Source organism: Pseudomonadota bacterium (assembly GCA_030860485.1).
Classification (GTDB): Bacteria; Pseudomonadota; Gammaproteobacteria; order JACCXJ01; family JACCXJ01; genus JACCXJ01.
In genome coordinates this window covers 1-22,592 of sequence record JALZID010000256.1, presented here as the reverse complement: position 1 = coordinate 22,592, position 22,592 = coordinate 1, and the positions used below count along the sequence as shown (strand labels likewise).

The window sequence follows — 22,592 nt, the reverse complement described above, 5'->3', positions numbered from 1 at the left end:
CGGGGCGAACCCGGTAATGGAGCGGGGTGGGCATCAGGGTGACCTCACCGTCTGTAGCGACGTGCACGCGCTTGCGCTTCGTCTCGATGCAGACCTCTTCGGTGCGGAGCGCATCGAAATCCTTCTCATTTTGCAACGTGCCGGCGAGGGCGCGCAGGGCGAAGCGCAGGAGCCCAAGGCGCCCGGTACGGCGTGCCATGTAGAGACATAGCCGTCCCGCATCGAGGCGTTTGCGGGTGCCGATCTCGAATCCCGCGGTCTCGTATTCGTTGTTGCCTATGAAGATGAACGGAGTGCGCCGCACCGATTCGTGATCGTCTGCGTTCACGCGCACCACGAGGAAGGGGTAGCGGCGCAGCACGGAGAGCGCCGCCCACAGGAACGCCGGCCACTTGCCGTGCCCCAGGCGATCTTGCAGCTTCTCGCGATTGCGTACGACCATCGGATAGAGTCCGAGACCCGAGTTGTTGAGAAAGAACCGGCCGTTGACCTCCCCGACATCCACTTGCGCCACCGTACCCCCGAGGATCGTGCGCACGGCGTCGCCCAGGGCGAGCGGAATATTGAGATCCTTGGCGAAGTGATTGAGCGTCCCGAGCGGCAGCACCCCGAGCGTGCGATCGGTCTCGATAAGGACGGACGCCACGGCGCTGACCGTCCCATCCCCGCCTCCGGCGACCACTGGGCCGGCATCCCCGGCGGCCGCACGGCGTGCCAGATCCACAATCTCCTCCCCGCTGCTCGCAATCAGGAAATGCGCATCGGCGCCGAGATTGTGGAACGCTTCCGCGATGCGCGCCCGCGCCTCGCCGGTCGTGTCCGATCCCGCGGCGTCATTGATGATGATCGCGACGGGCATAGTTATGGCAGTGCCCCGATGAACAATAACATCACAATGGTGAGAGGAAGCGTTGAAAGACTCATATTGTTACTGCTTGTAATCTGCATTACCAGCGGACGAATGGTCTGCTCAATCGGATGGCTCAGCCGCCCGGTGGAGGGATTTTCCGGCTAGCTAGCGTGGACTATAGCTTTCTGATCCAACTGTCTGGCTGTTACTGTGCTTTCTCCTTGCTGATGCCATACTTGATGCAGCCGCCCGACCAATTCATCCCGCTTCCCGGCGATCGTGCCGAGCTCATCGTCCGTTAAATCACCCCACATCTGCTTGGCCTTGCCTTTGACTTGGTTCCAGTTACCGTGGACTTGATCCCAGTTCATGGTGTCCTCCGTTTGGACATTGGTGTAACTATCGGGACCCGAGCTAGGTCCGGACAGACTGGATAACTTCAACAACGGTGCCAGCACCGGAGCGGGGCACGATTGTCATATTTATCAATGCGATAGTGCAATCACTGCGGTGCTGATAGGCGTGGCTAGACTCGCTACATAGGTAACAATTACCTATCGCCTTGAGCACTCCATTCCCTCGGCGTCGGCCTCACAGAGGAGGTCGATGAGCGGTTGTGCAAAGGGTACTTGGCGGGTTTCGGCTTGGAAGATGAGCTCCCGTAGGTGATGCGCATTGCAGAGCACCTGGGTACAGTCGTATTTGCGATAGGGCGCCCAGCCGACCGCGATGCCCTTGAAGGTGGGGAGGATCCCGAAATCGTCCATGGCCTCTTGGCCCCGCCTGGCATGGCTGCCCTTGCATCATGAAATGTCATCGTGGCGCCGCAGATGGGCGTATCGGACCGGGCGCGGCGCAGGGGATGTAACGCGCGTTGGGGGTACGTCTCCCTTTCGATCGACACACGTGGCCAGCGGCGGCGGGCTCTGCTAAGCTCCGCACCGCCGGCATCGACTCCGAGCGTTCGGCCGTGGGGAGGGGATTATGCAGAGAGCCGATGTGCTTCGCACCTATCGGGCTGTTCGGCAGGCGACTTGTGCGCTTTGCGAGCCGCTGGAGACCGAGGACTACGTCGTCCAGACCATGCCGGACGTGAGCCCGCCCAAGTGGCACCTGGGTCACACGAGCTGGTTCTTCGAGGCGTTCGTCCTGGAGCCGCACCTCCCCGGATGCACGCCTCATCGGGCCACCTATGGCTTCCTGTTCAACTCGTACTACGAGGCCTTCGCGAAGCGGCTGGAACGGCCTCGCCGCGGGTGCTTGTCGCGACCCACGGTGTCCGAGGTCTATGCCTACCGTGCGGAGGTCGATCGGCGGATCGCCCGGCTCGTCGAAACCGTGACTGTGGGGCGATGGCCGGAGGTCGAGCGCTGCATCATCCTCGGCCTCCACCACGAGCAGCAGCACCAGGAGCTGATCCTCATGGACGTGAAGCACATCCTCGCCACCAACCCCGAGCGCCCGGCGTACCGGCCCGGTACCACCATGGGCCCCGCCGCCGTTGCCGAGGCCCGCCCCATCGGCTTCAAGGGCGGGATGGGACGCATGGGGTTCGAGGGCGAGGGGTTCTCGTTCGACAACGAGCGCCCGGCGCATCCGATCCATGTCCCGTCGTTCGAGCTAGGGGACCGACTGGTGTCGAACCGCGAGTACCTGTCCTTCATCGAGGACGGGGGATATCGGGACTACCGGCACTGGCTCTCGGACGGCTGGGACCGGGTGCGCCACGAGGGCTGGTTCGCGCCGCTGTACTGGGAGCGGATCGGGGAGCGATGGATGATGTATAGCCTGAACGGGCTCGAGGCGCTGCCGCTCGATGAGCCCGTCTGCCATGTCAGCTATTTCGAGGCGGATGCCTACGCGCGCTGGCTCGGAAAGCGCCTGCCGACGGAGGCCGAATGGGAGCGGGCGGCGCGCGCGGGCTACACCGATCCCGGCACCGCCCATCTCCTCGAAGACGGCCGGTTGCGACCCGTCTATCCCGGGCGCGACGGCGGTGACGGTTCCCCCGCCCAGATGCTGGGCGATCTCTGGGAGTGGACGGCGAGCGCCTATCTGCCCTATCCCGGTTACCGGGCGCCTGAGGGGGCCCTCGGGGAATACAACGGCAAGTTCATGAGCAGCCAGATGGTGTTGCGCGGGGGGTCCTTCGCCACGCCGCGCAGCCACATCCGGGCCACCTACCGCAACTTTTTCTACCCCGGCCAGCGCTGGCAGTTCGCCGGGATCCGCCTAGCGGAGCGCTCTCAGCGATGCTCCACGATCTCTTGAGGTCCGAGGACCCGACCGAGACAATGCGCCTCACCGAGGCCTTTGCGCTCGACGTCCTCATGGGGCTGTCCTCGACCCCCAAGCATATCCCCTCGAAGTATTTCTATGACGATATCGGATCACGGCTCTTCGAACGGATCATGGTGCTCCCCGAATACTATCTCACCGGCTGCGAACGGGAGATCTTCGAGCGCCAGCACCCGCGCCTGGTCGAGGTATTATCGGGGGAGCCCTTGCTTCTGGTGGAGCTCGGACCCGGGAACGGTGTCAAGACGCGGCTCTTGCTGCGCGCGTTGCGCGAGCGCTCGCAGCCGTTCCGCTATGTGCCCATCGACATCTCCAAGTCCGCGCTCTCGGCGCTCCTCGACAGCCTGGAAACGGCGTTTCCGGGTATCGAGGCCGAGGGTATTGCGGCGGACTATTTGAAAGGGCTCAGATGGCTCACGCGCGGCGCGGATACCCGGACCGTGGTGCTGTTCCTGGGCTCGAACCTCGGGAATTTCACCGCAGCCGAGTCCCTGGTGTTCCTGAAGAGCCTCTGGAACACGCTCAAGGACGGCGATCTGGTCTTGATCGGATTCGATCTCCGCAAGGACCTCGATGTCATGCGGCGCGCCTACGACGATTCCGAGGGCGTGACCCGCGATTTCAACCTGAACCTCTTGCATCGCATCAACCGCGATCTGGGCGGCGATTTCGACGTCGATGTCTTCCGCTTCTATTCCACCTACGATGTGCACGGTGGATCGATCACGAGCTATCTCGTGAGCCGGGTCGAGCAATCCGCGTACATCGAGACGATCGGACGGCGTTTCCACTTCGGTCCCTGGGAACCGATCCGGACGGAGCTATCCTACAAATACCTGGACTCCGACATCGAGCGTCTGGCAGAGGAGACCGGCTACGCGATCGTCGCGCAGCTCTATGACGCGCGGCGCTACTTCACGGACTCGCTATGGCGGGTCTGCAAGGGGGAATAGGGAGGAAAAAGCGACCATCATGCCGGGGCCGGCAGCGCGGAACGCGAGCGCGACCGATGGAGGCACAAACTCCGATGGATGGGGGCTGGAACGGATGGACATTATAGATGGGATGAACATGATTGCGATAGCGAAACCCCCCAACTTCATCCGCACTATCGTCGCCGAGGATATGGCGACGAATAAATGGGGCGGGCGCGTCGTCACGCGCTTTCCCCCGGAGCCTAACGGCTACCTGCACATCGGCCACGCCAAGGCGATCAGCCTGGACTTTGGCATTGCCGCCGAGCACGGCGGCCGCTGCCACTTGCGTTTTGATGACACCAACCCGACTAAAGAGGAAGCCGAGTATGTCGAGTCCATCATGCACGACGTGCGCTGGCTTGGCTTCGACTGGGGCACGCACCTGTACTTCACCTCCGATTACTTCGAGCAACTCTACGCGTGGGCCGTGCGGCTCATCGAACATGGCAAAGCCTACGTGGACGACCTCACGCCCGACGAGATCCGCGAACGTCGCGGCACGCTCACCGAGCCGGGGCACGAAAGCCCGTACCGCAACCGCTCGGTCGAGGAGAACCTCGATCTGTTTGCCCGCATGCGCGCTGGCGAGTTTGCGGACGGCACACGCACGCTGCGCGCGAAGATCGACATGGCGTCGCCCAACCTCAACTTGCGCGACCCTGTCATGTACCGCATCCGCAAGGTGTCGCATCACCGCACGGGCGACCGCTGGTGTATTTATCCGCTGTATGATTGGGCGCACGGCCAGTCCGACTCGATTGAGGGGATCACGCACTCGCTATGCACGCTCGAATACGAAGACCACCGCCCGCTGTATGACTGGTATCTCGACGCCCTCGGCATCTACCACCCGCAGCAGATCGAGTTCGCCCGGCTCAACCTGAGCCATACGGTGATGAGCAAGCGCAGGCTTTTGCAGCTCGTCGACGAAGGCTACGTCGCCGGCTGGGACGATCCGCGCATGCCGACGCTCGCCGGGCTGCGGCGGCGCGGCTACACGCCGGAGGCGATCCGCGACTTCTGCGAGCGCATCGGCGTCGCCAAGAGCGACAACGTGATAGCTTTCGCTTTCCTCGAACACGCCATCCGCGAAGACCTCAACCGCCGGGCGCAGCGCGTCATGGCCGTGCTGCGCCCGTTGAAGGTGGTCATCGAGAACTACCCTGAAGGCGAGGTCGAGGAGCTGGAGGCGGTCAATAATCCGGAGGATGCCGCCATGGGCACGCGGGGGGTCCCGTTCTCGCGCGAGCTTTGGATTGAGCAGGACGATTTCCGCGAGACGCCGCCGCCCAAGTACTACCGCCTGTCGCCCGGCACTGAGGTGCGGCTGCGTTACGCTTACTTCGTCACGTGTGTCGGCGTCGTCAAGGACGAGCGCACGAGCGAGGTCGTCGAGGTGCGCTGCACCTACGATCCCGCGACACGCGGCGGCGAGGCGCCGGACGGACGCAAAGTCAAGGGCACGATCCACTGGGTATCTGCGCCCCACGCGCTCGAAGCCGAGGTGCGCCTGTACGAGCACTTATTCCTGATGCCCAGGCCCGACCAGAATGAGGATTGGAAAGCGGACCTGAACCCGTCTTCACTCGAACGCCTGACCGGATGTCGCATCGAGCCGTCGGTGCAACACGCAGAACCCGGCGACCGCTACCAATTCGAGCGTAACGGCTACTTCTGCGTAGACCCCGACACCTCGCCCTCGGGGTTGGTTTTCAACCGCACCGTTTCAATGCGCGACACCTGGGCGAAAATCGAGAAGGCGACGGTCCCACACTGGAGCGCATCGTCCGCGTGAACCATCCGTTCGCAGCCCAGCGGGGCCGTCGGCGCATCCGGAACAGGCGCCTCGATCCGGGCGACGTCGGGCGGGCTGGGCGGGACAAGAGCTGGTAGACCGGGCACACCCTCTAGTAGATAGGGCACAGCCCCACGACGCGTCATGCGGCAAAGGAATCCACCGTATAGCGCCAGACCCGGAGGTCCAGCCATCCGTCGGCGGGCGGGATGCCCGCCTTGCGCCGCAGCTCGCGAAGGAACTCGACCCGGTCCGGGAGGGTGTCCCAGACCGCCGGTAGAAAGGTCGCGCGCCGCTCCCCCTGCTCGATGACGATGCCATCGACGCCCGGGCGGAGCTTTGCACAGAGGTCCTGTTCCGACGCGAAGGCGATGACCGTGGTGGCGGACAGGACGGCGATGTGGACGGCAAGATCGGGAAGCTCCTCGGCGCGCACGGCCTCGAAGCGCGGGTCCTCGAAGGCGGCGGCGTAGGCGTTGGCCGCCACGTCCTCGGCCAGCGGGCGGCAGGCCTCGATGCTCCCGACGCAGCCCCGGAGGGTGTCGCCGTGGTGCAGGGTGACGAAGGCGCTCTGGTGCGTCCGCAGGCGGGGCGGAAATGCCTGGCCCGTGAGATCCACGGAGCGATGGTGCGCGAGCCCGTGACGGATCGATGCCCAGGCGATGTCGGCCAGCCGGCGGCGTAGCGGCGCGGAGAGACCGTGAAATCCGGTGGCGTGATCTCTCTTGGCCAAGAGTACAGGTTCAGCTTGCCCTAGTGGATCGCATAGGCCCCATAACCGACGACCTGGTGCCGGGGTCCGGCGGTATCGCCGGAGTTGCGCAGGTCCAGGGTCGTCACCGTGAGCTGCATGCGCCGCGCGTAGTGCAGGAGGCCGTTGATGGGTACCGAGCCGCAGGCCTGCTCGGGCGCAAGATCGGTGCGCCGGGCCTCGATGGCGAGCGTCGTCTCCCGGTCGCGGCGGGTTGCGGTCGGGTAGTCCAGATAATGGCTCAGATCGGAGCTGACCACCACCACGGTCTCGGGGTCGCCGGAGAGCCTGTAGATGACCTCGCCGACCTCGTCGGCGCTGGCCTCTCCCACCACGAGGGGGACGATCGTGAAGCGCTCCAGGACCACCTGCAGGAACGGCAGATGGACCTCGATGCTGTGTTCGGCGAAATGCGCCCGGTCGTTGGGGCTGACTTCGGGGAGCGCCGGCAGCCGGGCCGAGTCATCGAGCGGTACGTCCCCGAGAGGCGTCCGGAAGCACTCCGCGGTGGACCGCGCCAGGCCCTTGAGGTAGACGCGATGCGAGGGACCCAGGAGCACCACCCGGCGCACGCTGGTCCGGGCGGGGATCAGAGACGTGTAGGCGCTGGCCGCCACGGGGCCGGAGTAAACATAGCCGGCGTGGGGCGCGATGATGGCCCTTGGCGGTCTATCGGGCAGCGGTACATCGGGCAGCGCCGCCGCCGCGGCCAGATAGCCGCAAACCCGCTTACGCAGTTCCTCGGGGTCATCCGGGTAGAAATGCCCGGCCACCGCCGCCAACCGTACGTTCGACATGACACAACCCTCCCATCCAGTCGATCCAGTCCAGTATAGTCCCGCCAGCGCGGCACGGCCCGCGCCATCCGCCTGTCCCCATAGCCGCGCCGCCCCCGGGAGGTACGGCGGGTGTGAGTGACTTGAAAGTCTGCACCGCTTTTCCCTATAATTGATATCCGACCATTGCGGGGTGGAGCAGTCTGGCAGCTCGTCGGGCTCATAACCCGAAGGTCGCAGGTTCAAATCCTGCCCCCGCTACCAGGAAGTTGAAAGCCCCGTCGTCGGGGCTTTTTGCTGTCGATGGGGGTTGGAAGGTGATGGACTCGATTGCCCCGCTTCGCGCTGGCGGGGGGGCCGTGTGGGTGCGGGACGGATAGCCGTACCGGGACGGATAGCCGTACCGGATGGGATGGTCGGAGCGGGGTAGGACAGAGAGTGAGCGATGGGTCAACGAGGGGCACTGGAACGATTGTTCGAGCCCGCGGCGCGGGCGCTGGGTTACGAGCTCGTCGGTGTGGAGCACATCGTCGGCAAGGCGCGGTCGCTTGTGCGGGTTTATATCGACAGCGAGATGGGTATCACATTGCACGATTGCGAGCGAGTGAGCCGGCAACTCGGCGGGATCCTGGATGTCGAGGATCCGTTGCGGGGCGCCTATACCCTGGAGGTATCGTCGCCGGGGCTCGACCGACCCTTGTACCACTTGGAGCACTACGCGCGGTTCATGGGCCGGAGGGTACGCATGGAACTGAAACAGCCCATGGCCGGCCGCCGGCGCTTCGTGGGGCTCGTCGCGGCCGTGGAGGGAGACGATGTGCGTATCAGCGAGGACGGTCGCGACTATGCGATCCCGTTTGTCATGATCCACAGGGCCCGCCTGGTGCCCGAGGTGCCGTTTTTTACGAGATTGCGCAGGCAGCGCGGACGGATGGTATGAACAAAGAGATCCTGACGGTGGTCGAGGTTGTATCGAACGAGAAGGGTGTCGCGAAGGACATCATCTTCGAGGCCCTGGAGGCCGCGCTCGCCAGCGCCACCAAGCGGCGTTTTCGCGAGGACGTGGACGTGCGCGTCGCGATCGATCGGACGACCGGCGACTACGAGGCCTTTCGGCGCTGGCAGGTCGTGGAGGACGCGGCCGAGGATCGAGTCGCCGCGCCCCCACCCCCGCGGGTTCACACCGGCGACCTCGAGGACGAAGTTGCGGACACGAGCGGCATCTTCGTTCCCGATCGCCAGATCCTCTTGCGTCAGGCGCGCGAAGCCCCAGGGAATATCGAGAGGGCGGATATCGAGATCGGTCACTTCATCGAGGAACCGATAGAGGCCTCGGAGTTCGGCCGCATCGCGGCGCAGACGGCCAAGCAGGTGATCGTGCAGAAGGTCCGCGATGCCGAGCGCGCCCAGGTGCTCGATGCCTATCAGGACCGCAAGGGCCAGCTCGTGACCGGCACGATCAAGCGGGTGGAGCGCGGCAACGTGATCCTCGACCTCGGCGGCAACGCCGAGGCCTTGATCGCCAAGGAAGAGATGCTGCCGCGGGAGATCGTGCGGCCCGGTGACCGGTTGCGCGGCTATCTGCGCGATGTACGGCCGGAGAAACGCGGCCCGCAGCTGTTCGTGAGCCGAACCGCGACCGATCTCCTGATCGAGCTGTTCCGCCTCGAGGTCCCCGAGATCGGCGAAGGGCTCATCGATGTCCTCGGTGCGGCGCGCGACCCCGGGATACGGGCCAAGATCGCTGTCCGCAGCCGCGACCCGCGCATCGATCCCGTTGGCGCGTGCGTCGGGATGCGCGGTTCCAGGGTTCAGGCCGTCTCCAACGAGTTGGGCGGCGAGCGGGTGGACATCATCCAGTGGAACGAAAACCCCGCGCAGTTCGTCATCAACGCCATGGCGCCTGCCGAGGTCGTGTCGATCCTGGTGGATGAAGATTCCCACAGCATGGACGTGGCCGTGGTCGAGGATCAGCTCTCCCAGGCCATCGGGCGCAGCGGCCAGAACGTGCGCCTGGCGAGCCAGCTCACCGGCTGGGAGCTGAACGTCATGACCGAGGCGGAGGCAGCCGAGAAGACCGAGACCGAGATTCAGCGCATCCAGAACATGTTCATGGAGAGCCTAGAGGTCGACGAGGAGATCGCCAACATCCTCGCCCAGGAGGGGTTTTCCAGCATCGAAGAGGTGGCCTTCGTGCCCGAGAAGGAGATGCACGACATCGAGGAATTCGATCCCGATCTGATCGTGGAGCTGCGCAATCGGGCGAAGGACTGGCTGTTGACCCGCGCCATCGCCAACGAAGAGCGCATGGGCGACATCAAGCCCGCCGAGGATCTGCTGGCGATGGCGGGCATGGACACCGACCTGGCGTTCACCCTGGCCAGCCACGGCATCCTGACCCTGGAGGACCTGGCGGAACAATCGGTGGACGAGCTCTGCGAGGTCGGGGACATCGCCCCGAAGCGCGCCGCCGAGCTCATCATGGTGGCGCGCGCCCCGTGGTTCGCATCGGCCGCAGAGGGGCAACCGGTCGGAGAAAGGCTCGATGGCTGACGTGACGGTCGAACAGTTCGCCCAGGTCGTCGGGATCACCGTGGATCGCTTGATCGCGCAACTCGACGAGGCCGGACTGGCCAACCGCCAGGCCGGCGACACCATCACCGAAAACGAGAAGGGCGCCTTGCTGTCGCACCTCCGACAGCGCCATGGGCGGGGTGCCGAAGGCAAGGAGCCGACGCGCATCGTCTTGCAGCGCAAGACCATGAGCGAGATCAAGCTCTCGATCGAGCGCCGCGGGGCGCGGACCACCACCAAGACCGTGAGCGTCGAGTTCCGCAAGCGCCGCACCTACGTCAAGCGCAGCGTGATGACGGAGGGAGAGACCCAGAAACGCGCCGAGGAGACGGCCGAGCGCGAACGCGTCCTGGCCCTCGAGCAGGCCGCTCAGGAAGAGACCCGCCTTGCGGAGGAGCGCCGTCAGGAAGAGGAACGCCAGAGGCACGAGGCGGCCGCGCGCGAGGCCCAGGAGGCCGAGGCGCGTGAGCGCGCCCGCGCCGCGGAGCAAGAGGCACGCGAGGCGCCCGTGGTCGTCCCCGCGCCGCCCCCGCAGCCCGCAGCGGCCGAGCAGAGGCGTCCTGAACGACCGCCGGCGCGGCGCCAGAAGGGGGATGGCGCACCCGCGCCGGGCCGCCAGGAGCTGCACGTCGCGACCAGCAAGTCGGGGCGCCGCAAGAGAAAGCCGGTGACGCGGCGGGTGGTCGTGCCGATCTCGACCCGGCACGGGTTTGCGATGCCGACCGCCCCCATCGTGCGCGAGGTCGCGATACCGGATCGCGTGACGGTCGCGGAGCTGGCCCAGAGGATGTCGGTCAAGGCCGCCGAGGTGATCAAGTGCCTGATGAACGTCGGGACGATGGCGAGCATCAACCAGATCATCGACCAGGACACCGCCGCCATCGTCGTGGAAGAGATGGGGCACAAGGCCAGGCTCTTGAACGACGACGCGCTCGAGGCCGACCTCGTGCGCACCACCTCCGCGGGCGAGGCACAGGCCGATCCGCGATCGCCTGTGGTGACCATCATGGGGCATGTCGATCACGGTAAGACGTCGTTGCTCGATTACATCCGGCGCACCCGGGTCGCGGCGGGGGAGGCCGGCGGGATCACGCAGCACATCGGTGCCTATCACGTCTCGACCGAAAAGGGCAGCATCACCTTCCTCGATACCCCCGGGCATGCGGCCTTTACCGCGATGCGGGCGCGGGGCGCCAAGGTGACGGACATCGTCATCCTGGTGGTCGCCGCCGACGACGGCGTCAAGACCCAGACGGTCGAGGCCATCCAGCACGCCAAGGCCGCCGCGGTCCCGATGCTGGTCGCCGTCACCAAGATTGACAAACCGGAGGCCGATCCGGAGCGCGTCAAGCAAGAGTTGTCCGTGCACGGCATCCTCCCCGAGGAGTGGGGCGGCGAGGTCCTATTCACCCCGGTGTCTGCCAAGTCCGGCGAGGGGATCGATGCCTTGTTGGAGGCCATCCTGTTGCAGGCCGAGGTGATGGAGCTCACGGCCGTCCGGGACGGCCCGGCCTCCGGCACCGTGATCGAGGCGCGGCTCGATAAGGGGCGTGGACCGGTGGCCACGATCCTGGTCCAAAGCGGCACGCTCCGGAAGGGCGATGTGCTCCTGTGCGGGCGGGAGTTCGGCCGCATCCGCGCGATGCTGGACGAGAACGGGCGGGTCATCGACGAGGCCGGGCCGTCGCTGCCGGTCGAGGTATTGGGTCTGTCCAATGTCCCCAATGCCGGTGACGAGGCCCAGGTCGCCCCCGATGAGCGCCGGGCGCGCGAGATCGCGCAGGTCCGCCACAGCAAGCAGCGCGAGGGCAAGCTGGCCCGGCAGCAGGCCCAGAAGCTCGGCAACGTCCTTTCCCGGATGGAGGAGGGCAAGGCCAGCGCCGTGAACCTGCTCATCAAAGCCGACGTACAGGGCTCCGCGGAGGCGCTCTGCGATGCCTTGACCGGCCTGTCCACCGACGAGGTGCGCGTCGATATCATCGCGAGCGGCATGGGTGCGATCACCGAATCCGATGTAAACCTGGCCGTGACATCGCGTGCCGCCATCATCGGCTTCAATGTCCGCGCCGATGCCTCGGCGCGCCGACGGGTCGAGGACACCGGGATCGACCTGCGCTATTACAGCATTATCTACGACGTCATCGACGATGTGAAAGCGGTGATGAGCGGCCTTCTGGCCCCGGAGGTCAAAGAGACGATCATCGGCAACGCGGAGGTGCGCGACGTGTTCCGATCCTCGCGCTTCGGCGCCATCGCCGGCTGTATCGTGACGAGCGGCATGGTACGCCGCAACAGCCCCATCCGGGTGCTGCGCGACAATATCGTGATCTTCGAAGGCGGCTTGGAGTCCTTACGCCGCTTCCGCGACGACGTCGGCGAGGTCAAGTCCGGCACCGAATGCGGGATCGGCGTCAAGGACTACAATGACGTCAAACCCGGCGATCAGATCGAGGTCTTCGAACGGGTCGAGCTGGCCCGCAGTCTGTAATCCGATTACAGACAGTGGGGATTACAGACAGCGGGGGCTCGGTCGAGGTCAATATGGCAGGTCGGATCGAACGGGCGAGCGGTGGCGAAGACCGCACCCTGCGTGTCGCGGCCCTCATCCAGCGCACGCTCGCCCCGCTCTTGCAGGCGGAGGCGCGGGAACGCGGTCTGGGTCTTCTGAGCGTCACGAGCGTCGTGCTCAGCCCCGATCTGCGGCATGCCAAGGTCTATGTCTCGGCGCTGTCGGGAGGCGTTCCCGATCCCATTGCTCGCATACAGCGTCGTGTCGGGCGCTATCGAGCCCATGTCGCCAAGGTGCTGCGGCTGCGGGTGGTGCCACGGCTCGTGATCGTCGCCGATGACACACAGGCGCGCGCGGCGCGGATCAACGCGCTGCTCGCGGGCTCGAACGGCGCTCCCGGCGCTGCGTCGGCGGATCCCGCCCGCACCCCCTTTTCTAATTAAATGATGGCGCGCGTCCTGATCTCCCGCGCCGCTTGATCTCGAAAGCCCCCTGATCTCGAACCTATGGTCTCGCAACGGTGGCCGCGCCGTGATGTGAGCGGCATCCTGCTATTCATCAAATCGCCGGGGCTCAGCTCGAACGAGTCGCTGCAGCGCGTCAAACGCCTCTATCAAGCCCGCAAGGCCGGCCATACGGGCAGCCTGGACCGGCTCGCTACGGGGCTACTGCCGATCTGTTTCGGCGAGGCCACCAAGCTCTCCGGCTTCCTGCTCAATGCCGACAAGTGCTATCGGGCGATCGTGAAGCTCGGGGTGGTGACGACCACCGGAGACGCGGAAGGGGAGGTGATCCGCGAGCGGCCGGTGGGGGACCTCGATTCGGGGCGCGTCGTCGGGGTCTTCCGCGCCATGCTGGGCGAGCGGACCCAGGTGCCGCCCATGCACTCGGCGCTCAAGCACCAGGGCCAGCGGCTCTACGAGCTGGCCCATCGCGGGATCGCGATCGAGCGCCAGCCACGTCCGATCGTGATCCATGCGCTCGACCTGGTCCGCTTTCTGGGCGACGCGCTCGAGATCACCGTGCGCTGTTCCAAGGGGACCTATCTCCGCACCCTGGCCGAGGACATCGGAGAGGTCCTCGGTTGCGGGGCGCATGTCGCGGCTCTGGAACGAACGGCGGTCGGCGCCTTCGAGGTGCGCGACGGCATCGACCTGGACGGGCTCACCGAGATCGCATCCACGGGTCACACGGCGCTCGATGCCAGGCTGCTGCCGCTCGATTGCGTCTTGCCGGGGGAACCCGCCGTCGCGCTGTCTCGGGATGCGGCCTATTACGTGGGGCGGGGTCAGGCGGTCCTGGTGGCGCATGCGCCCAAGGCGGGCCTCGTCAAGCTCTACGACGATCGGCGCCGGTTCCTTGGGGTCGGCGAGGTGCAGGACGACGGCCGGATCGCGCCACGGCGCCTGCTCAGGACGTCATGAGCGGCGCGTCCTGGCTTGTCGTTCTCTCCTGCAGATATTACAATTAACCGCTTGCGCCATCACGGACTTCGAGGCATCGAACCCATGGGGGATGACCATAGTGCTGACCGCCGAGGCAAAGAAAGACATCGTCGATAAGCACCGACTCGCGCCCGGTGACACGGGATCGCCCGAGGTGCAGGTGGCCCTGCTGACCCGTCGCATCGAGGGCCTCGGCGAGCACTTCAAGGCCCACCAGAAAGACCACCATTCCCGGCAGGGGCTTTTGCGCATAGTCAACAAACGCCGCAAGCTCCTGGAATATTTGAAGACTTACCACTTGCAGCGCTACCGCGATCTGATCGCGGCCTTGGGTCTACGCAAATAGGCCGGGGGACCGCTCGATCATCGTGGCGGTGCGAGAATGCCCATTGAGCTTGCCGATTGAGAGATTGGCCATTGCCCATTGAGAGCCCTGTCATGGCAGCAATAAAAAGAAGCTTCGAGTATGGTCCCCGGACCGTGATGCTGGAGACCGGAGAGATAGCGCGGCAGGCCACGGCCGCGGTAATGGCCAGCATGGGCGACACCGTCGTCCTGGTGAGCGTGGTCGGGAACAAGACGGCGATCCCGGGCCGCGACTTCTTCCCCTTGACCGTCGACTACCAGGAACGGACTTATGCCGCGGGCAAGATCCCGGGCGGGTTCTTCAAGCGCGAAGGGCGTCCCAGCGAGAAGGAGACGCTCACCTCGCGCCTGATCGACCGCCCCTTGCGGCCGCTCTTCCCCACGGGCTTCCATCATGAGGTCCAGATCATCGCGACGGTCCTGTCGCTGGATCCCGAGATCGACCCCGACATCCCGGCGTTGATCGGTGCATCGGCCGCGGTCATCCTATCGGGGCTCCCGTTCGACGGACCGATCGGCGCCGCGCGGGTGGGCTACATCGACGGTCAATACGTACTGAACCCGACCTTTGGCCAGCTCGCAACGTCGGCGCTCAACCTGGTGGTTGCGGGGACAAAGAGCTCGGTGCTCATGGTGGAATCGGAGGCCGATCAGTTGTCTGAGGAGGTGATGCTCGGCGCGGTCATGTTCGGGCATGCAGAGATGCAGGTCGCGATCGACAACATTCGTGCGCTGCGCGAAGAAGCAGGGGCCGGCGCCTGGGCGTTTAGCCCGCCCCCCGAGGATCAGGCGCTCGAGGCGCGTTTGCAGTCCTTCCTGGGCGGGCGGCTGCGCGAGGTCTATGCCACGACCGACAAGCTTGCGCGGCGCGACTCCCTGGGCGCCCTGCGCAAAGAGGCCGTCGCCACGTTGGGCCGCGGGACTTCCACGGATGCGCCGCCCGAGTGGAGCGACGCGCAGGTGGCGCACGCCTTCGAACGGAACGAGCATGAGCTGGTGCGACACATGATCCTGGAGGAGCAGAAGCGCATCGATGGGCGGCCGATGGACGCCGTGCGGCCCATCCAGATCCGGGTCGGGCTATTGCCGCGGACCCATGGCTCGGCGCTCTTCACGCGCGGCGAGACCCAGGCACTCGTGATCACGGCGCTCGGCACCGAGCGGGACGCGCAGATCATCGATGCCATCGAGGGCGAGCGCCGGGATCCGTTCCTCCTGCATTACAACTTCCCCCCCTACTGCGTCGGTGAAACCGGCCGGGTGGGGTCGCCCAAGCGTCGCGAGATCGGTCACGGACGTCTGGCCAAGCGCGGGGTGCTGGCGGTCATGCCGGACCCGGAGGAGTTCCCCTATGTGATCCGCGTGGTATCCGAGATCACCGAATCGAACGGATCGAGCTCCATGGCCACGGTGTGCGGGACCAGCCTCTCGCTCATGGATGCCGGTGTTCCGGTCAAGGCGCCGGTCGCGGGCATCGCCATGGGCCTCGTCAAGGAGGGTGACAAGTTCGCCGTGCTGTCTGACATCATGGGCGATGAGGACCACCTGGGCGACATGGACTTCAAGGTGGCCGGCACCCAGGCTGGTGTCACGGCCCTGCAGATGGACATCAAGATCAGCGGGATCACCCGCGAGATCATGGAGGTCGCGCTCGCCCAGGCGCGCACGGGACGCTTGCACATCTTGCAAGAGATGAATGCCGTCTTGGACAAACCGCGCACCGAGATGTCCGAATATGCGCCGCGCATCATCACCATCAAGATCGATCCCGAAAAGATCAGAGACGTGATCGGCAAGGGCGGCACCACCATCCGCGCCATCACCGAGCAGACCGGCGCCGTCATCGATATCTCCGACGACGGCACCGTGAAGATCGCCTCCGTCGACAACGCCGCCGGGCAGGAAGCGCGCCGGCGCGTCGAGCAAATCACGGCGGATGTGCAGGTGGGGATGATCTATGAGGGTCGGGTCGCCAAGCTCATGGACTTCGGGGCCTTCGTCACCATCCTGCCCGGCAAGGACGGGCTCGTGCACATCTCCCAGATCTCCGAGGAGCGCGTGGAGAACGTCGGGGACAAGCTCCGGGAAGGGGATATGGTCAAGGTGAAGGTCTTGGAGGTGGACAAGCAGGGGCGCATCCGGCTCAGCATGAAGGCCGTGAACGCCGGGGAGCGGGCGAGAGTGTAGGGGGCTCGCTCCCGCGTTCCCGAGAGCGCCCCTAGGGTGAAATGATATTTTCAGACAACAGTTTTGCGAGGACTCATGGTCAGCATTCGTCTCAGCCGCCACGGCACCAAGAAGAGGCCCTTCTATCACATCGTGGTGACGGACAGCCGGAACCGGCGCGATGGGCGCCATCTCGAGCGTATCGGCTACCTGGACCCGCTGGCCGGTGAAGCGGCCGGGAGCTGCAAGATCGATGTGGCGCGCGCCGGCCATTGGTTGGCCTGTGGCGCCAAGGCCTCTGCTCGGGTCGCCGGCCTGCTCAAGAAGCACGCCCCGCCGGCCTAGCCGCTGTCGGCCGCGGAGTCTGCGACGCGATGTCGCTGATCGCCACAGCCCAAAAGATAATAGAGACGGCTTCCCCAGGCGGCGCGGGGTTCGTAGTCCTGGGCCGCATAGCCGGCTTGCATGGCCTCCAAGGGGGACTCAAGGTGCATTCTTATACCCGTCCCGCCGAGGGGATCCTCGAGTACACGCCCTGGTATCTGGACTTGGGCGAGGCCTGTCAGGCCGTCGTCAGGACCGATGCCTACGCCCGCCAGAAGAGGCTCATCGCGTATCTGGAGGGCTTCGGCGATCGCGATGGTGCGACCGGGCTCGTGGGCGCGGACATCGCCGTGCGGCGCGCGCAGCTTAGACCCTTGCAAGTCGGTGAACACTATTGGATGGACCTCATCGGCCTGGAGGCCTACACCCCGTCCGGCCAGCATCTCGGGAGCGTCGTCGGCATGCTGGACACGGGGGCGAACGACGTCCTGATCGTGCGGGGCGAGCGCGATCGCCTAGTCCCCTACGTGGAGGGGGTGTACGTCCGCAACGTCGATCTGGCGAACCGCCGGCTGGAGCTCGATTGGCGCCTGGATGATTGATCGGCCTGGATGAGTGATCGGTGTTGCGGATCGCGGTGGTCACTCTGTTCCCCGAGATGTTTCGGGCGGTCATGGACTATGGCGTTACCGGGCGCGCGGTGGCCCGGGGTGACGTCCGGATCGAGACACGCAATCCCCGGGACTTCGCCACGGGCCATTACCGGGCCGTGGATGATCGCCCGTATGGCGGCGGCCCCGGGATGGTGATGATGTACCGGCCGCTGGTGGACGCCATCGCCGCTGCGCGCGGCGCTCTAGGGCCCGGGGCCCGCGTGATCGCGATGACGCCGCAGGGCCGGCGCCTCGGTCAGGCGGCGGTCGTGGGGCTGGTCGAACAGGGGCCGCTGGTGATCGTGGCCGGCCGCTACGAGGGCTTGGACGAGCGGGTGCTCGAGTCGCAGGTGGACGAAGAATGGTCGATCGGCGATTATGTCCTGAGCGGGGGTGAGATCGCGGCCATGGTGCTGATCGATGCGATGGTGCGCCTGCTCCCGGGCGTCCTCGGGCACGCCGAGTCGGCACGCGAGGAGTCGTTCCAGACGGGGCTCCTGGATCACCCGCATTACACGCGGCCCGAGGTGATCGATGGGCGGACGGTGCCGCCGGTGCTGCTCACGGGCGACCACGGGGTGATCCGGGGTTGGCGGCTGAAGGCGGCCCTGGGGCGGACCTGGATCAGAAGGCCGGACCTCCTGGCCGGGCGGTCGTTTGGTCCGAACGAGGCCACGCTCCTGGAAGAGTACCTTCGGGAGCGGGATGGGCGGCCGTCTTGAATGCGGCAGCGGGTGAGGGTTTGAGTCCCTGAGAACGAGCATGAGCCAGATCATTCTACAGATCGAGTCGGAGATGATGACCCGCGAGGTCCCGGCGTTTCGGCCCGGGGACACGGTGGTCGTCCAAGTCAAGGTGAAGGAAGGGGAGCGCCAACGCCTGCAGGCGTTCGAGGGCGTGGTGATCGCCAGACGCAACCGGGGGCTCAACTCCTCGTTCACCGTTCGGAAGCTGTCGCACGGCGAGGGCGTCGAGCGTGCGTTTCAACTCTACAGCCCGCTCATTCACGATATCACCGTGAAGCGGCGCGGCGACGTGCGCCGGGCCAAGCTCTACTACACCCGCCACTTGAGCGGCAAGGCGGCGCGCATCAAGGAGAAGATCACCGCCCGCCAGTAGGTCGCGCGCGGCCTATCCCTGGATGCGGGGGCGCTTCGATCGGGCATGAGCGAGCCATTTCCTAGCCCTCGGCCTAGCCCACAAGCGGCGCCGGCCGAAGATCTCTGGCTCATCGAGGGGTTTCTGGACGCCCTGTGGTTGGAGCGCGGGCTGTCCGACAATACCCTAGCCGCCTATCGCAGCGATCTCACACGGTACGCCGACTGGCTGCGCGGCCGCGGGTTGGGTGTGTTCAAGGCACAACGTAGCGATGTGCTGGGTTTCCTGGGGGCGGGATCGCACCCGGGCCGCGCGGTGCGGACCATGGCCCGACGCTTGTCGAGCCTGCGCGGCTTCTACCGGCACCTGGTGCAGCGAGGCCGGCTCGGCGAGGACCCGAGTGCACAGGTGGAAGGCGCGCGTCTGGGACGGGCCTTGCCCGCGGCCTTGAGCGAGACGGAGGTCGATGCGCTCCTCGGTGCCCCCGATCGCGAGGCGGTCCTGGGCCTGCGCGATGTCGCGATGTTGGAAACGCTCTACGCCACGGGACTTCGGGTTTCCGAATTGGTGGGGCTGCGGGCCAGCCGCTACAACCCCAGGCAGGCTACGGTGCGCGTCACCGGCAAGGGTGGCAAGGACCGCCTCGTCCCGCTCGGCGCTAGCGCGCTGGATCTACTCGATCGCTATCTGCGGCAGTCCCGACCCGTGCTCCTCTGCAGCGCGCCGTCCGACTTTTTGTTCGTCACGCGGCGCGGGAGACCCCTGACCCGCCAGGCGTTCTGGTATCTCATCAAGCGCTACGCCGTGCGTGCCGGGATCGCAAAGCCCCTGTCGCCACATACCCTGCGCCATGCCTTCGCCACCCATCTCCTCGATCACGGCGCGGATCTGCGTGTCGTTCAACTGCTGTTGGGGCACCGCGATATCTCGACGACCCAGATCTATACGCACGTGGCACGGGCGCGGCTCAAGGCGCTGCACGCAGAGCACCATCCTCGCGGTTGAGGTCATTTGGCTCAGTGCGGCTTGGGTGTCAGGTAGTCGAACACCAGGCTCAAATCGGCGGCGAGGTCGCGTCCGCTGCGGTAGCGGCGCCGGCGGTCCTTGGCCATGGCCTTGCGGGCGATGCGCTCCAGGATCTCGGGGATCTCCGGCCGCAGCTCGCGCATCGGAGGTGGTTCGTCGTGCAAGACCATGTCGTTGATGGTAGCGACCCGTGCCGTTGCGAAGGGGTGCTTCCCGGTCAGTGCGCGGTACATCACGGAGCCAAGCGAGAACAGGTCGCTCTGGCCGGTCAGGGGTTCACGCCGGATCTGCTCCGGCGACATGTAGAGCGGAGAGCCGGCATGACCGGGCATATCGTTGTCCTCGAGATCCGGAACCACGGCGATACCGAAGTCCGAGATCTTGACCGCCTGGTCCGGGCCGAGGAGGATGTTGTTCGGTTTGATGTCGCGGTGTACCACGCCCCTCTCATGGACGTAGTCGAGCGCCGTGGCGCACTTGTGTATCACCTTGATGCCCTCCCCGATCGGCAACAGCTTGCCTGGCGCACAGAAATCGGCGAGGGTCCGCCCCCCCGCCACGTACTCCAGAACGATATAGGGCAGGCCGTGGTCTATACCGGCATCGAACACCGCGGCGATGTCCTGGTGCATCAACATCCCGGCCGTGCGGGCTTCGCGGAAGAAGAGCCTCTCGTAGTGCTCTCCGGTCCGTGGGCAGGCGAGGCGCTCGGGGAGGGCGATCTTGACGGCCACGTCGCGCTCGATGAGGGCGTCATGTCCGAGGTAGACCCGACCCATGCTCCCCTTGCCGATCTCGTGGAGCAAGCGGTATTTCCCGAAAGTCGTCGGGTGGGGCATCACGTCCATGTGGTACAGTACCCGGCCGCGCGGGGGGCGGCGTCATTGGTTCGCTGCTCTATCGGCTGTCAGCCGGTGCCGACTTGAGCCCAGGCCCGCAACCGGTGAGTCCGTGACGACCGGGCCCCGGGAACGGGTCCGATTTTGAGGAGTTCATGACATGCGTTTACCCCTACTCTTTGCATCCGCGTTGACCCTGTCCGCTGTGAGCGCCGCGGCACCGTTGACCGAAAAGGACCTGGCGAACCGGGTCGGCAAGGCCCTGCCGGGGATCGAAGTCGGCGCCGTCACCCGCTCTCCAGTGGACGGCCTCTACGAGATCGCCTTGGAAGGCGATGTGGTCTACATCAGCGCTGACGGCCGCTACCTGTTGAAGGGGGATCTCCTGGAGCTCGACAGCCGGCGCAACCTCAGCGCGGAGCACCGCGGCCAGGTACGTCTCAAGGCGCTCAAGGCGGTACCACCCGAGACCATGATCGAGTTCGCGCCAGAGGACACCCGGCACGTCCTCTACGTCTATACGGATATCGATTGCGGCTACTGCCGAAAATTCCATCAACAGGTCGGGGAGCTGAACCAGGCCGGGATCGCCGTGCGCTACCTGGCTTTCCCGCGCGCCGGCGTAGGCTCGGAGTCGTTCGCGAAAACGATATCGGTGTGGTGTGCCAAGGACCGGCAGCAGGCCCTGACCGATGCCAAGTCGGGGAAACCCGTGTCCCCGGCGACCTGTGACAACCCGGTCGAACGCCACTATGACCTCGGCCAGCGCATGGGGGTCCAGGGGACACCCACCGTGATCACCGACACCGGCCAGGAGCTCGGCGGCTATGTGCCCGCGAAGCAGTTGGTGCAATTCTTCAAGGGGCAGGCCGGCTCGTAATGCCTCCCGGCACCGGCGGGTGGATTGCGTTTCAAGGAGGGTCCTGTGAGGACTCGCTGCTATGCATGAAATCCTGAAAGACATCTTCACCTGGTCCTGGTACTCCGAGCCGCACGGCTACGACTTCAACGGCTACCTGGTCCGTTCTCTGGACGGCAACCTGGCCATCGATCCGGTGCCGATGAGCGACGAGGTGCTGGAAGCGATCACGGCGCTCGGCGTCGCCCGCATCCTCATCACCAATCGCAACCACACCCGCGCCGCCAACCGCCTGCGAGCCGCGACCTCGGCCCCGACTGCGATTCATGAGAGCGATGCGGGATATGCGGAGGCGCAGGGTGCGCTCATCGATGGCGCTCTTGAGGCGCGGGCGTGGATCGGGCCGCTCAATGTCGTCGCCGTTCCGGGCAAATCACCGGGGGAGGTGGCCTTCCACTGGCCAGTGCGCCACATCCTCATCGTCGGGGACGCCGTCATCGGCAATCCGCCGGGACACCTCGGACTGCTACGCGAAGCGGTGATAGACGATCCCGCGCGGCTCAGGCAGAGCGTGCGCGTGCTCCTCGACCTCGATTTCGACACGCTGCTCCTGGGCGACGGCGTTTCGGTCCTCCGCGCGGCGAAACTGGAGATGAAAGCGCTCGTGGACGGCCTTCCCGGCTGATGCGAGGCGCCGGGTATGCCCTGCACCGAGCGGGCTAGATCATGGGTGTTGCGAAAAGCGGATTAGGGTGGAAAGCGATGGCGATGCCGCCGCGGGGAGCTCTACCGCCGCGGGGAGCTCTACCGACGCGAGACTCGTCGGCCGATCGGATCGGCGTATCCCATCTATCTGCTCCTGCGGGCGGCGCTATCTCGCGAAGGGGCGGTGGACCAGTAGCCGCAGTGGTGCCCTCCTTCAGTTACCAACATGCTAAACCAATTCAACAGTAATTTGTTGGTTACGGATAGCTGTGGTTTTTATACGAACGAGAAGAATATCTCCAACTTTAACTTTGGGCAGATCTCTAACCCGGATTTCTCACCGGTGGTATGGAAGAAGGCCGTACCTCGTGGCATAATATGTTCTGGATCGATCAACAGGTTATGCCGACATACGAGGACGGCCTTATGAACACAGAGTGTAGCGCAGAGCGGATAGATTCTCACATTGTCGTTCATGGAGGAAAGCTGTGCAACATTTTTCATGCAGCTTTAAGTAATTGAATGACCTTGTCAATAGAGTCATCGGCCTTGTGCAAAGCGGCTTCGATTGGGCTCTTCGG

Annotated in this window: 23 protein-coding genes, 1 tRNA gene and 1 pseudogene; 18 read left to right on the top strand and 7 right to left on the bottom strand. The window is 65.4% G+C overall.

Translation table 11 applies throughout. The annotated features are described in order from the left end of the window. The 3 genes and pseudogenes from M3461_15845 to M3461_15835 all read right to left on the bottom strand — a co-directional run. On the bottom strand, nucleotides 1-859 hold an 859-nt coding region (locus M3461_15845; protein MDQ3775708.1), incomplete at its 3' end, for a sphingosine kinase. 152 nt (nucleotides 860-1,011) lie between these two features. Beyond that, on the bottom strand, nucleotides 1,012-1,221 hold the full coding sequence (locus M3461_15840) for a CsbD family protein (protein MDQ3775707.1): 210 nt from the start codon (nucleotides 1,219-1,221) through the stop codon (nucleotides 1,012-1,014). Nucleotides 1,222-1,503: 282 nt separating this feature from the next. Beyond that, nucleotides 1,504-1,641, bottom strand: a pseudogene (locus tag M3461_15835) (transposase). A gap of 193 nt (nucleotides 1,642-1,834) precedes the next feature. On the opposite strand from M3461_15835, the gene egtB reads away from it, so the two are divergent. The 3 genes from egtB to M3461_15820 all read left to right on the top strand — a co-directional run bounded on the left by egtB (nucleotide 1,835) and on the right by M3461_15820 (nucleotide 5,920). Beyond that, complete coding sequence (egtB, locus tag M3461_15830; GenBank protein ID MDQ3775706.1) at nucleotides 1,835-3,121, top strand: ergothioneine biosynthesis protein EgtB; 1,287 nt, start codon at nucleotides 1,835-1,837, stop codon at nucleotides 3,119-3,121. Further along, nucleotides 3,103-4,101: an L-histidine N(alpha)-methyltransferase gene (egtD, locus tag M3461_15825; GenBank protein MDQ3775705.1), complete on the top strand. Its 999-nt coding sequence runs from the start codon at nucleotides 3,103-3,105 to the stop codon at nucleotides 4,099-4,101. The genes egtB and egtD overlap by 19 nt, the downstream gene beginning before the upstream one ends. A 112-nt stretch (nucleotides 4,102-4,213) precedes the next feature. Continuing rightward, complete coding sequence (locus M3461_15820) at nucleotides 4,214-5,920, top strand: glutamine--tRNA ligase/YqeY domain fusion protein (protein MDQ3775704.1); 1,707 nt, start codon at nucleotides 4,214-4,216, stop codon at nucleotides 5,918-5,920. A gap of 142 nt (nucleotides 5,921-6,062) precedes the next feature. On the opposite strand, the gene amrA is transcribed toward M3461_15820, so the two are convergent. Next, the gene (gene amrA, locus M3461_15815) at nucleotides 6,063-6,653 is read right to left on the bottom strand and encodes an AmmeMemoRadiSam system protein A (GenBank protein MDQ3775703.1); all 591 of its coding nucleotides are present in this window, start codon (nucleotides 6,651-6,653) and stop codon (nucleotides 6,063-6,065) included. Nucleotides 6,654-6,673: 20 nt separating this feature from the next. Further along, nucleotides 6,674-7,468 carry an AmmeMemoRadiSam system protein B gene (gene amrB, locus M3461_15810; protein MDQ3775702.1) on the bottom strand — a complete coding sequence of 265 codons (795 nt, stop codon included), beginning with the start codon at nucleotides 7,466-7,468 and terminating at the stop codon, nucleotides 6,674-6,676. Nucleotides 7,469-7,634: 166 nt separating this feature from the next. Between amrB and M3461_15805 the strand changes: the two genes are divergently transcribed. The 9 genes from M3461_15805 (at nucleotide 7,635) to rpsP (ending at nucleotide 16,852) form a co-directional block, all read left to right on the top strand. After that, a tRNA-Met gene (locus M3461_15805) sits at nucleotides 7,635-7,711 on the top strand. 181 nt (nucleotides 7,712-7,892) lie between these two features. Then, a complete protein-coding gene (gene rimP / locus M3461_15800) occupies nucleotides 7,893-8,387 on the top strand; it encodes a ribosome maturation factor RimP (protein ID MDQ3775701.1) in 495 nt (164 codons plus the stop codon). Then, nucleotides 8,384-10,000: a transcription termination factor NusA gene (gene nusA / locus M3461_15795; protein MDQ3775700.1), complete on the top strand. Its 1,617-nt coding sequence runs from the start codon at nucleotides 8,384-8,386 to the stop codon at nucleotides 9,998-10,000. The genes rimP and nusA overlap by 4 nt, the downstream gene beginning before the upstream one ends. Further along, nucleotides 9,993-12,509: a translation initiation factor IF-2 gene (gene infB / locus M3461_15790; GenBank protein MDQ3775699.1), complete on the top strand. Its 2,517-nt coding sequence runs from the start codon at nucleotides 9,993-9,995 to the stop codon at nucleotides 12,507-12,509. The genes nusA and infB overlap by 8 nt, the downstream gene beginning before the upstream one ends. Before the next feature lie 14 nt (nucleotides 12,510-12,523). Continuing rightward, entirely contained in the window at nucleotides 12,524-12,973 is a 450-nt protein-coding gene (gene rbfA, locus M3461_15785) for a 30S ribosome-binding factor RbfA (GenBank protein ID MDQ3775698.1), read from the top strand. A 63-nt stretch (nucleotides 12,974-13,036) separates the two neighbouring features. Beyond that, the gene (gene truB / locus M3461_15780; GenBank protein MDQ3775697.1) at nucleotides 13,037-13,954 is read left to right on the top strand and encodes a tRNA pseudouridine(55) synthase TruB; all 918 of its coding nucleotides are present in this window, start codon (nucleotides 13,037-13,039) and stop codon (nucleotides 13,952-13,954) included. 97 nt (nucleotides 13,955-14,051) lie between these two features. After that, nucleotides 14,052-14,321, top strand: coding sequence for a 30S ribosomal protein S15 (gene rpsO, locus M3461_15775; GenBank protein MDQ3775696.1), 270 nt, complete (start codon nucleotides 14,052-14,054; stop codon nucleotides 14,319-14,321). A gap of 92 nt (nucleotides 14,322-14,413) precedes the next feature. Then, nucleotides 14,414-16,528 carry a polyribonucleotide nucleotidyltransferase gene (gene pnp, locus M3461_15770; GenBank protein ID MDQ3775695.1) on the top strand — a complete coding sequence of 705 codons (2,115 nt, stop codon included), beginning with the start codon at nucleotides 14,414-14,416 and terminating at the stop codon, nucleotides 16,526-16,528. Nucleotides 16,529-16,603: 75 nt separating this feature from the next. Beyond that, nucleotides 16,604-16,852, top strand: a complete 249-nt coding sequence (gene rpsP, locus M3461_15765; protein MDQ3775694.1) for a 30S ribosomal protein S16 — start codon at nucleotides 16,604-16,606, stop codon at nucleotides 16,850-16,852. On the opposite strand, the gene M3461_15760 is transcribed toward rpsP, so the two are convergent. Next, nucleotides 16,849-17,001 (bottom strand): hypothetical protein, encoded by a 153-nt coding sequence (locus tag M3461_15760; protein MDQ3775693.1) that lies wholly within the window; start codon nucleotides 16,999-17,001, stop codon nucleotides 16,849-16,851. The two genes, rpsP and M3461_15760, sit on opposite strands and share 4 nt — an antisense overlap. On the opposite strand from M3461_15760, the gene rimM reads away from it, so the two are divergent. The 4 genes from rimM to xerD are packed head-to-tail and all read left to right on the top strand — an operon-like array spanning nucleotide 16,996 to nucleotide 19,587. After that, entirely contained in the window at nucleotides 16,996-17,433 is a 438-nt protein-coding gene (rimM, locus tag M3461_15755) for a ribosome maturation factor RimM (GenBank protein ID MDQ3775692.1), read from the top strand. The genes M3461_15760 and rimM overlap by 6 nt on opposite strands. A gap of 23 nt (nucleotides 17,434-17,456) precedes the next feature. Next, complete coding sequence (gene trmD / locus M3461_15750; protein MDQ3775691.1) at nucleotides 17,457-18,206, top strand: tRNA (guanosine(37)-N1)-methyltransferase TrmD; 750 nt, start codon at nucleotides 17,457-17,459, stop codon at nucleotides 18,204-18,206. Between the two features lie 40 nt (nucleotides 18,207-18,246). Next, nucleotides 18,247-18,603 (top strand): 50S ribosomal protein L19, encoded by a 357-nt coding sequence (rplS, locus tag M3461_15745; GenBank protein MDQ3775690.1) that lies wholly within the window; start codon nucleotides 18,247-18,249, stop codon nucleotides 18,601-18,603. Nucleotides 18,604-18,648: 45 nt separating this feature from the next. After that, a complete protein-coding gene (gene xerD, locus M3461_15740; protein MDQ3775689.1) occupies nucleotides 18,649-19,587 on the top strand; it encodes a site-specific tyrosine recombinase XerD in 939 nt (312 codons plus the stop codon). 11 nt (nucleotides 19,588-19,598) lie between these two features. Here the strand turns inward: xerD and M3461_15735 are convergent, their stop codons facing one another. Beyond that, complete coding sequence (locus M3461_15735; protein MDQ3775688.1) at nucleotides 19,599-20,447, bottom strand: serine/threonine protein kinase; 849 nt, start codon at nucleotides 20,445-20,447, stop codon at nucleotides 19,599-19,601. A gap of 160 nt (nucleotides 20,448-20,607) precedes the next feature. Between M3461_15735 and M3461_15730 the strand changes: the two genes are divergently transcribed. After that, nucleotides 20,608-21,327, top strand: coding sequence for a DsbC family protein (locus tag M3461_15730; protein MDQ3775687.1), 720 nt, complete (start codon nucleotides 20,608-20,610; stop codon nucleotides 21,325-21,327). Nucleotides 21,328-21,388: 61 nt separating this feature from the next. Continuing rightward, complete coding sequence (locus M3461_15725) at nucleotides 21,389-21,991, top strand: hypothetical protein (GenBank protein MDQ3775686.1); 603 nt, start codon at nucleotides 21,389-21,391, stop codon at nucleotides 21,989-21,991. Nucleotides 21,992-22,592: the final 601 nt, after the last annotated feature.

What these genes read in the sequence shown, in the direction of transcription:
- nusA (MDQ3775700.1), top strand. Translation starts at nt 8,384, where the DNA reads ATGAACAAAGAGATCCTGACGGTGGTCGAGGTTGTATCGAACGAGAAG.
- M3461_15730 (MDQ3775687.1), top strand. Translation starts at nt 20,608, where the DNA reads ATGCGTTTACCCCTACTCTTTGCATCCGCGTTGACCCTGTCCGCTGTG.
- rplS (MDQ3775690.1), top strand. Translation starts at nt 18,247, where the DNA reads ATGAGCCAGATCATTCTACAGATCGAGTCGGAGATGATGACCCGCGAG.
- rpsP (MDQ3775694.1), top strand. Translation starts at nt 16,604, where the DNA reads ATGGTCAGCATTCGTCTCAGCCGCCACGGCACCAAGAAGAGGCCCTTC.
- amrB (MDQ3775702.1), bottom strand. Translation starts at nt 7,468, where the DNA reads ATGTCGAACGTACGGTTGGCGGCGGTGGCCGGGCATTTCTACCCGGAT.
- egtB (MDQ3775706.1), top strand. Translation starts at nt 1,835, where the DNA reads ATGCAGAGAGCCGATGTGCTTCGCACCTATCGGGCTGTTCGGCAGGCG.
- rimP (MDQ3775701.1), top strand. Translation starts at nt 7,893, where the DNA reads ATGGGTCAACGAGGGGCACTGGAACGATTGTTCGAGCCCGCGGCGCGG.
- truB (MDQ3775697.1), top strand. Translation starts at nt 13,037, where the DNA reads ATGGTCTCGCAACGGTGGCCGCGCCGTGATGTGAGCGGCATCCTGCTA.
- egtD (MDQ3775705.1), top strand. Translation starts at nt 3,103, where the DNA reads ATGCTCCACGATCTCTTGAGGTCCGAGGACCCGACCGAGACAATGCGC.
- M3461_15725 (MDQ3775686.1), top strand. Translation starts at nt 21,389, where the DNA reads ATGCATGAAATCCTGAAAGACATCTTCACCTGGTCCTGGTACTCCGAG.
- xerD (MDQ3775689.1), top strand. Translation starts at nt 18,649, where the DNA reads ATGAGCGAGCCATTTCCTAGCCCTCGGCCTAGCCCACAAGCGGCGCCG.
- M3461_15735 (MDQ3775688.1), bottom strand. Translation starts at nt 20,447, where the DNA reads ATGCCCCACCCGACGACTTTCGGGAAATACCGCTTGCTCCACGAGATC.
- M3461_15840 (MDQ3775707.1), bottom strand. Translation starts at nt 1,221, where the DNA reads ATGAACTGGGATCAAGTCCACGGTAACTGGAACCAAGTCAAAGGCAAG.
- M3461_15820 (MDQ3775704.1), top strand. Translation starts at nt 4,214, where the DNA reads ATGAACATGATTGCGATAGCGAAACCCCCCAACTTCATCCGCACTATC.
- infB (MDQ3775699.1), top strand. Translation starts at nt 9,993, where the DNA reads ATGGCTGACGTGACGGTCGAACAGTTCGCCCAGGTCGTCGGGATCACC.
- pnp (MDQ3775695.1), top strand. Translation starts at nt 14,414, where the DNA reads ATGGCAGCAATAAAAAGAAGCTTCGAGTATGGTCCCCGGACCGTGATG.
- M3461_15760 (MDQ3775693.1), bottom strand. Translation starts at nt 17,001, where the DNA reads ATGCACCTTGAGTCCCCCTTGGAGGCCATGCAAGCCGGCTATGCGGCC.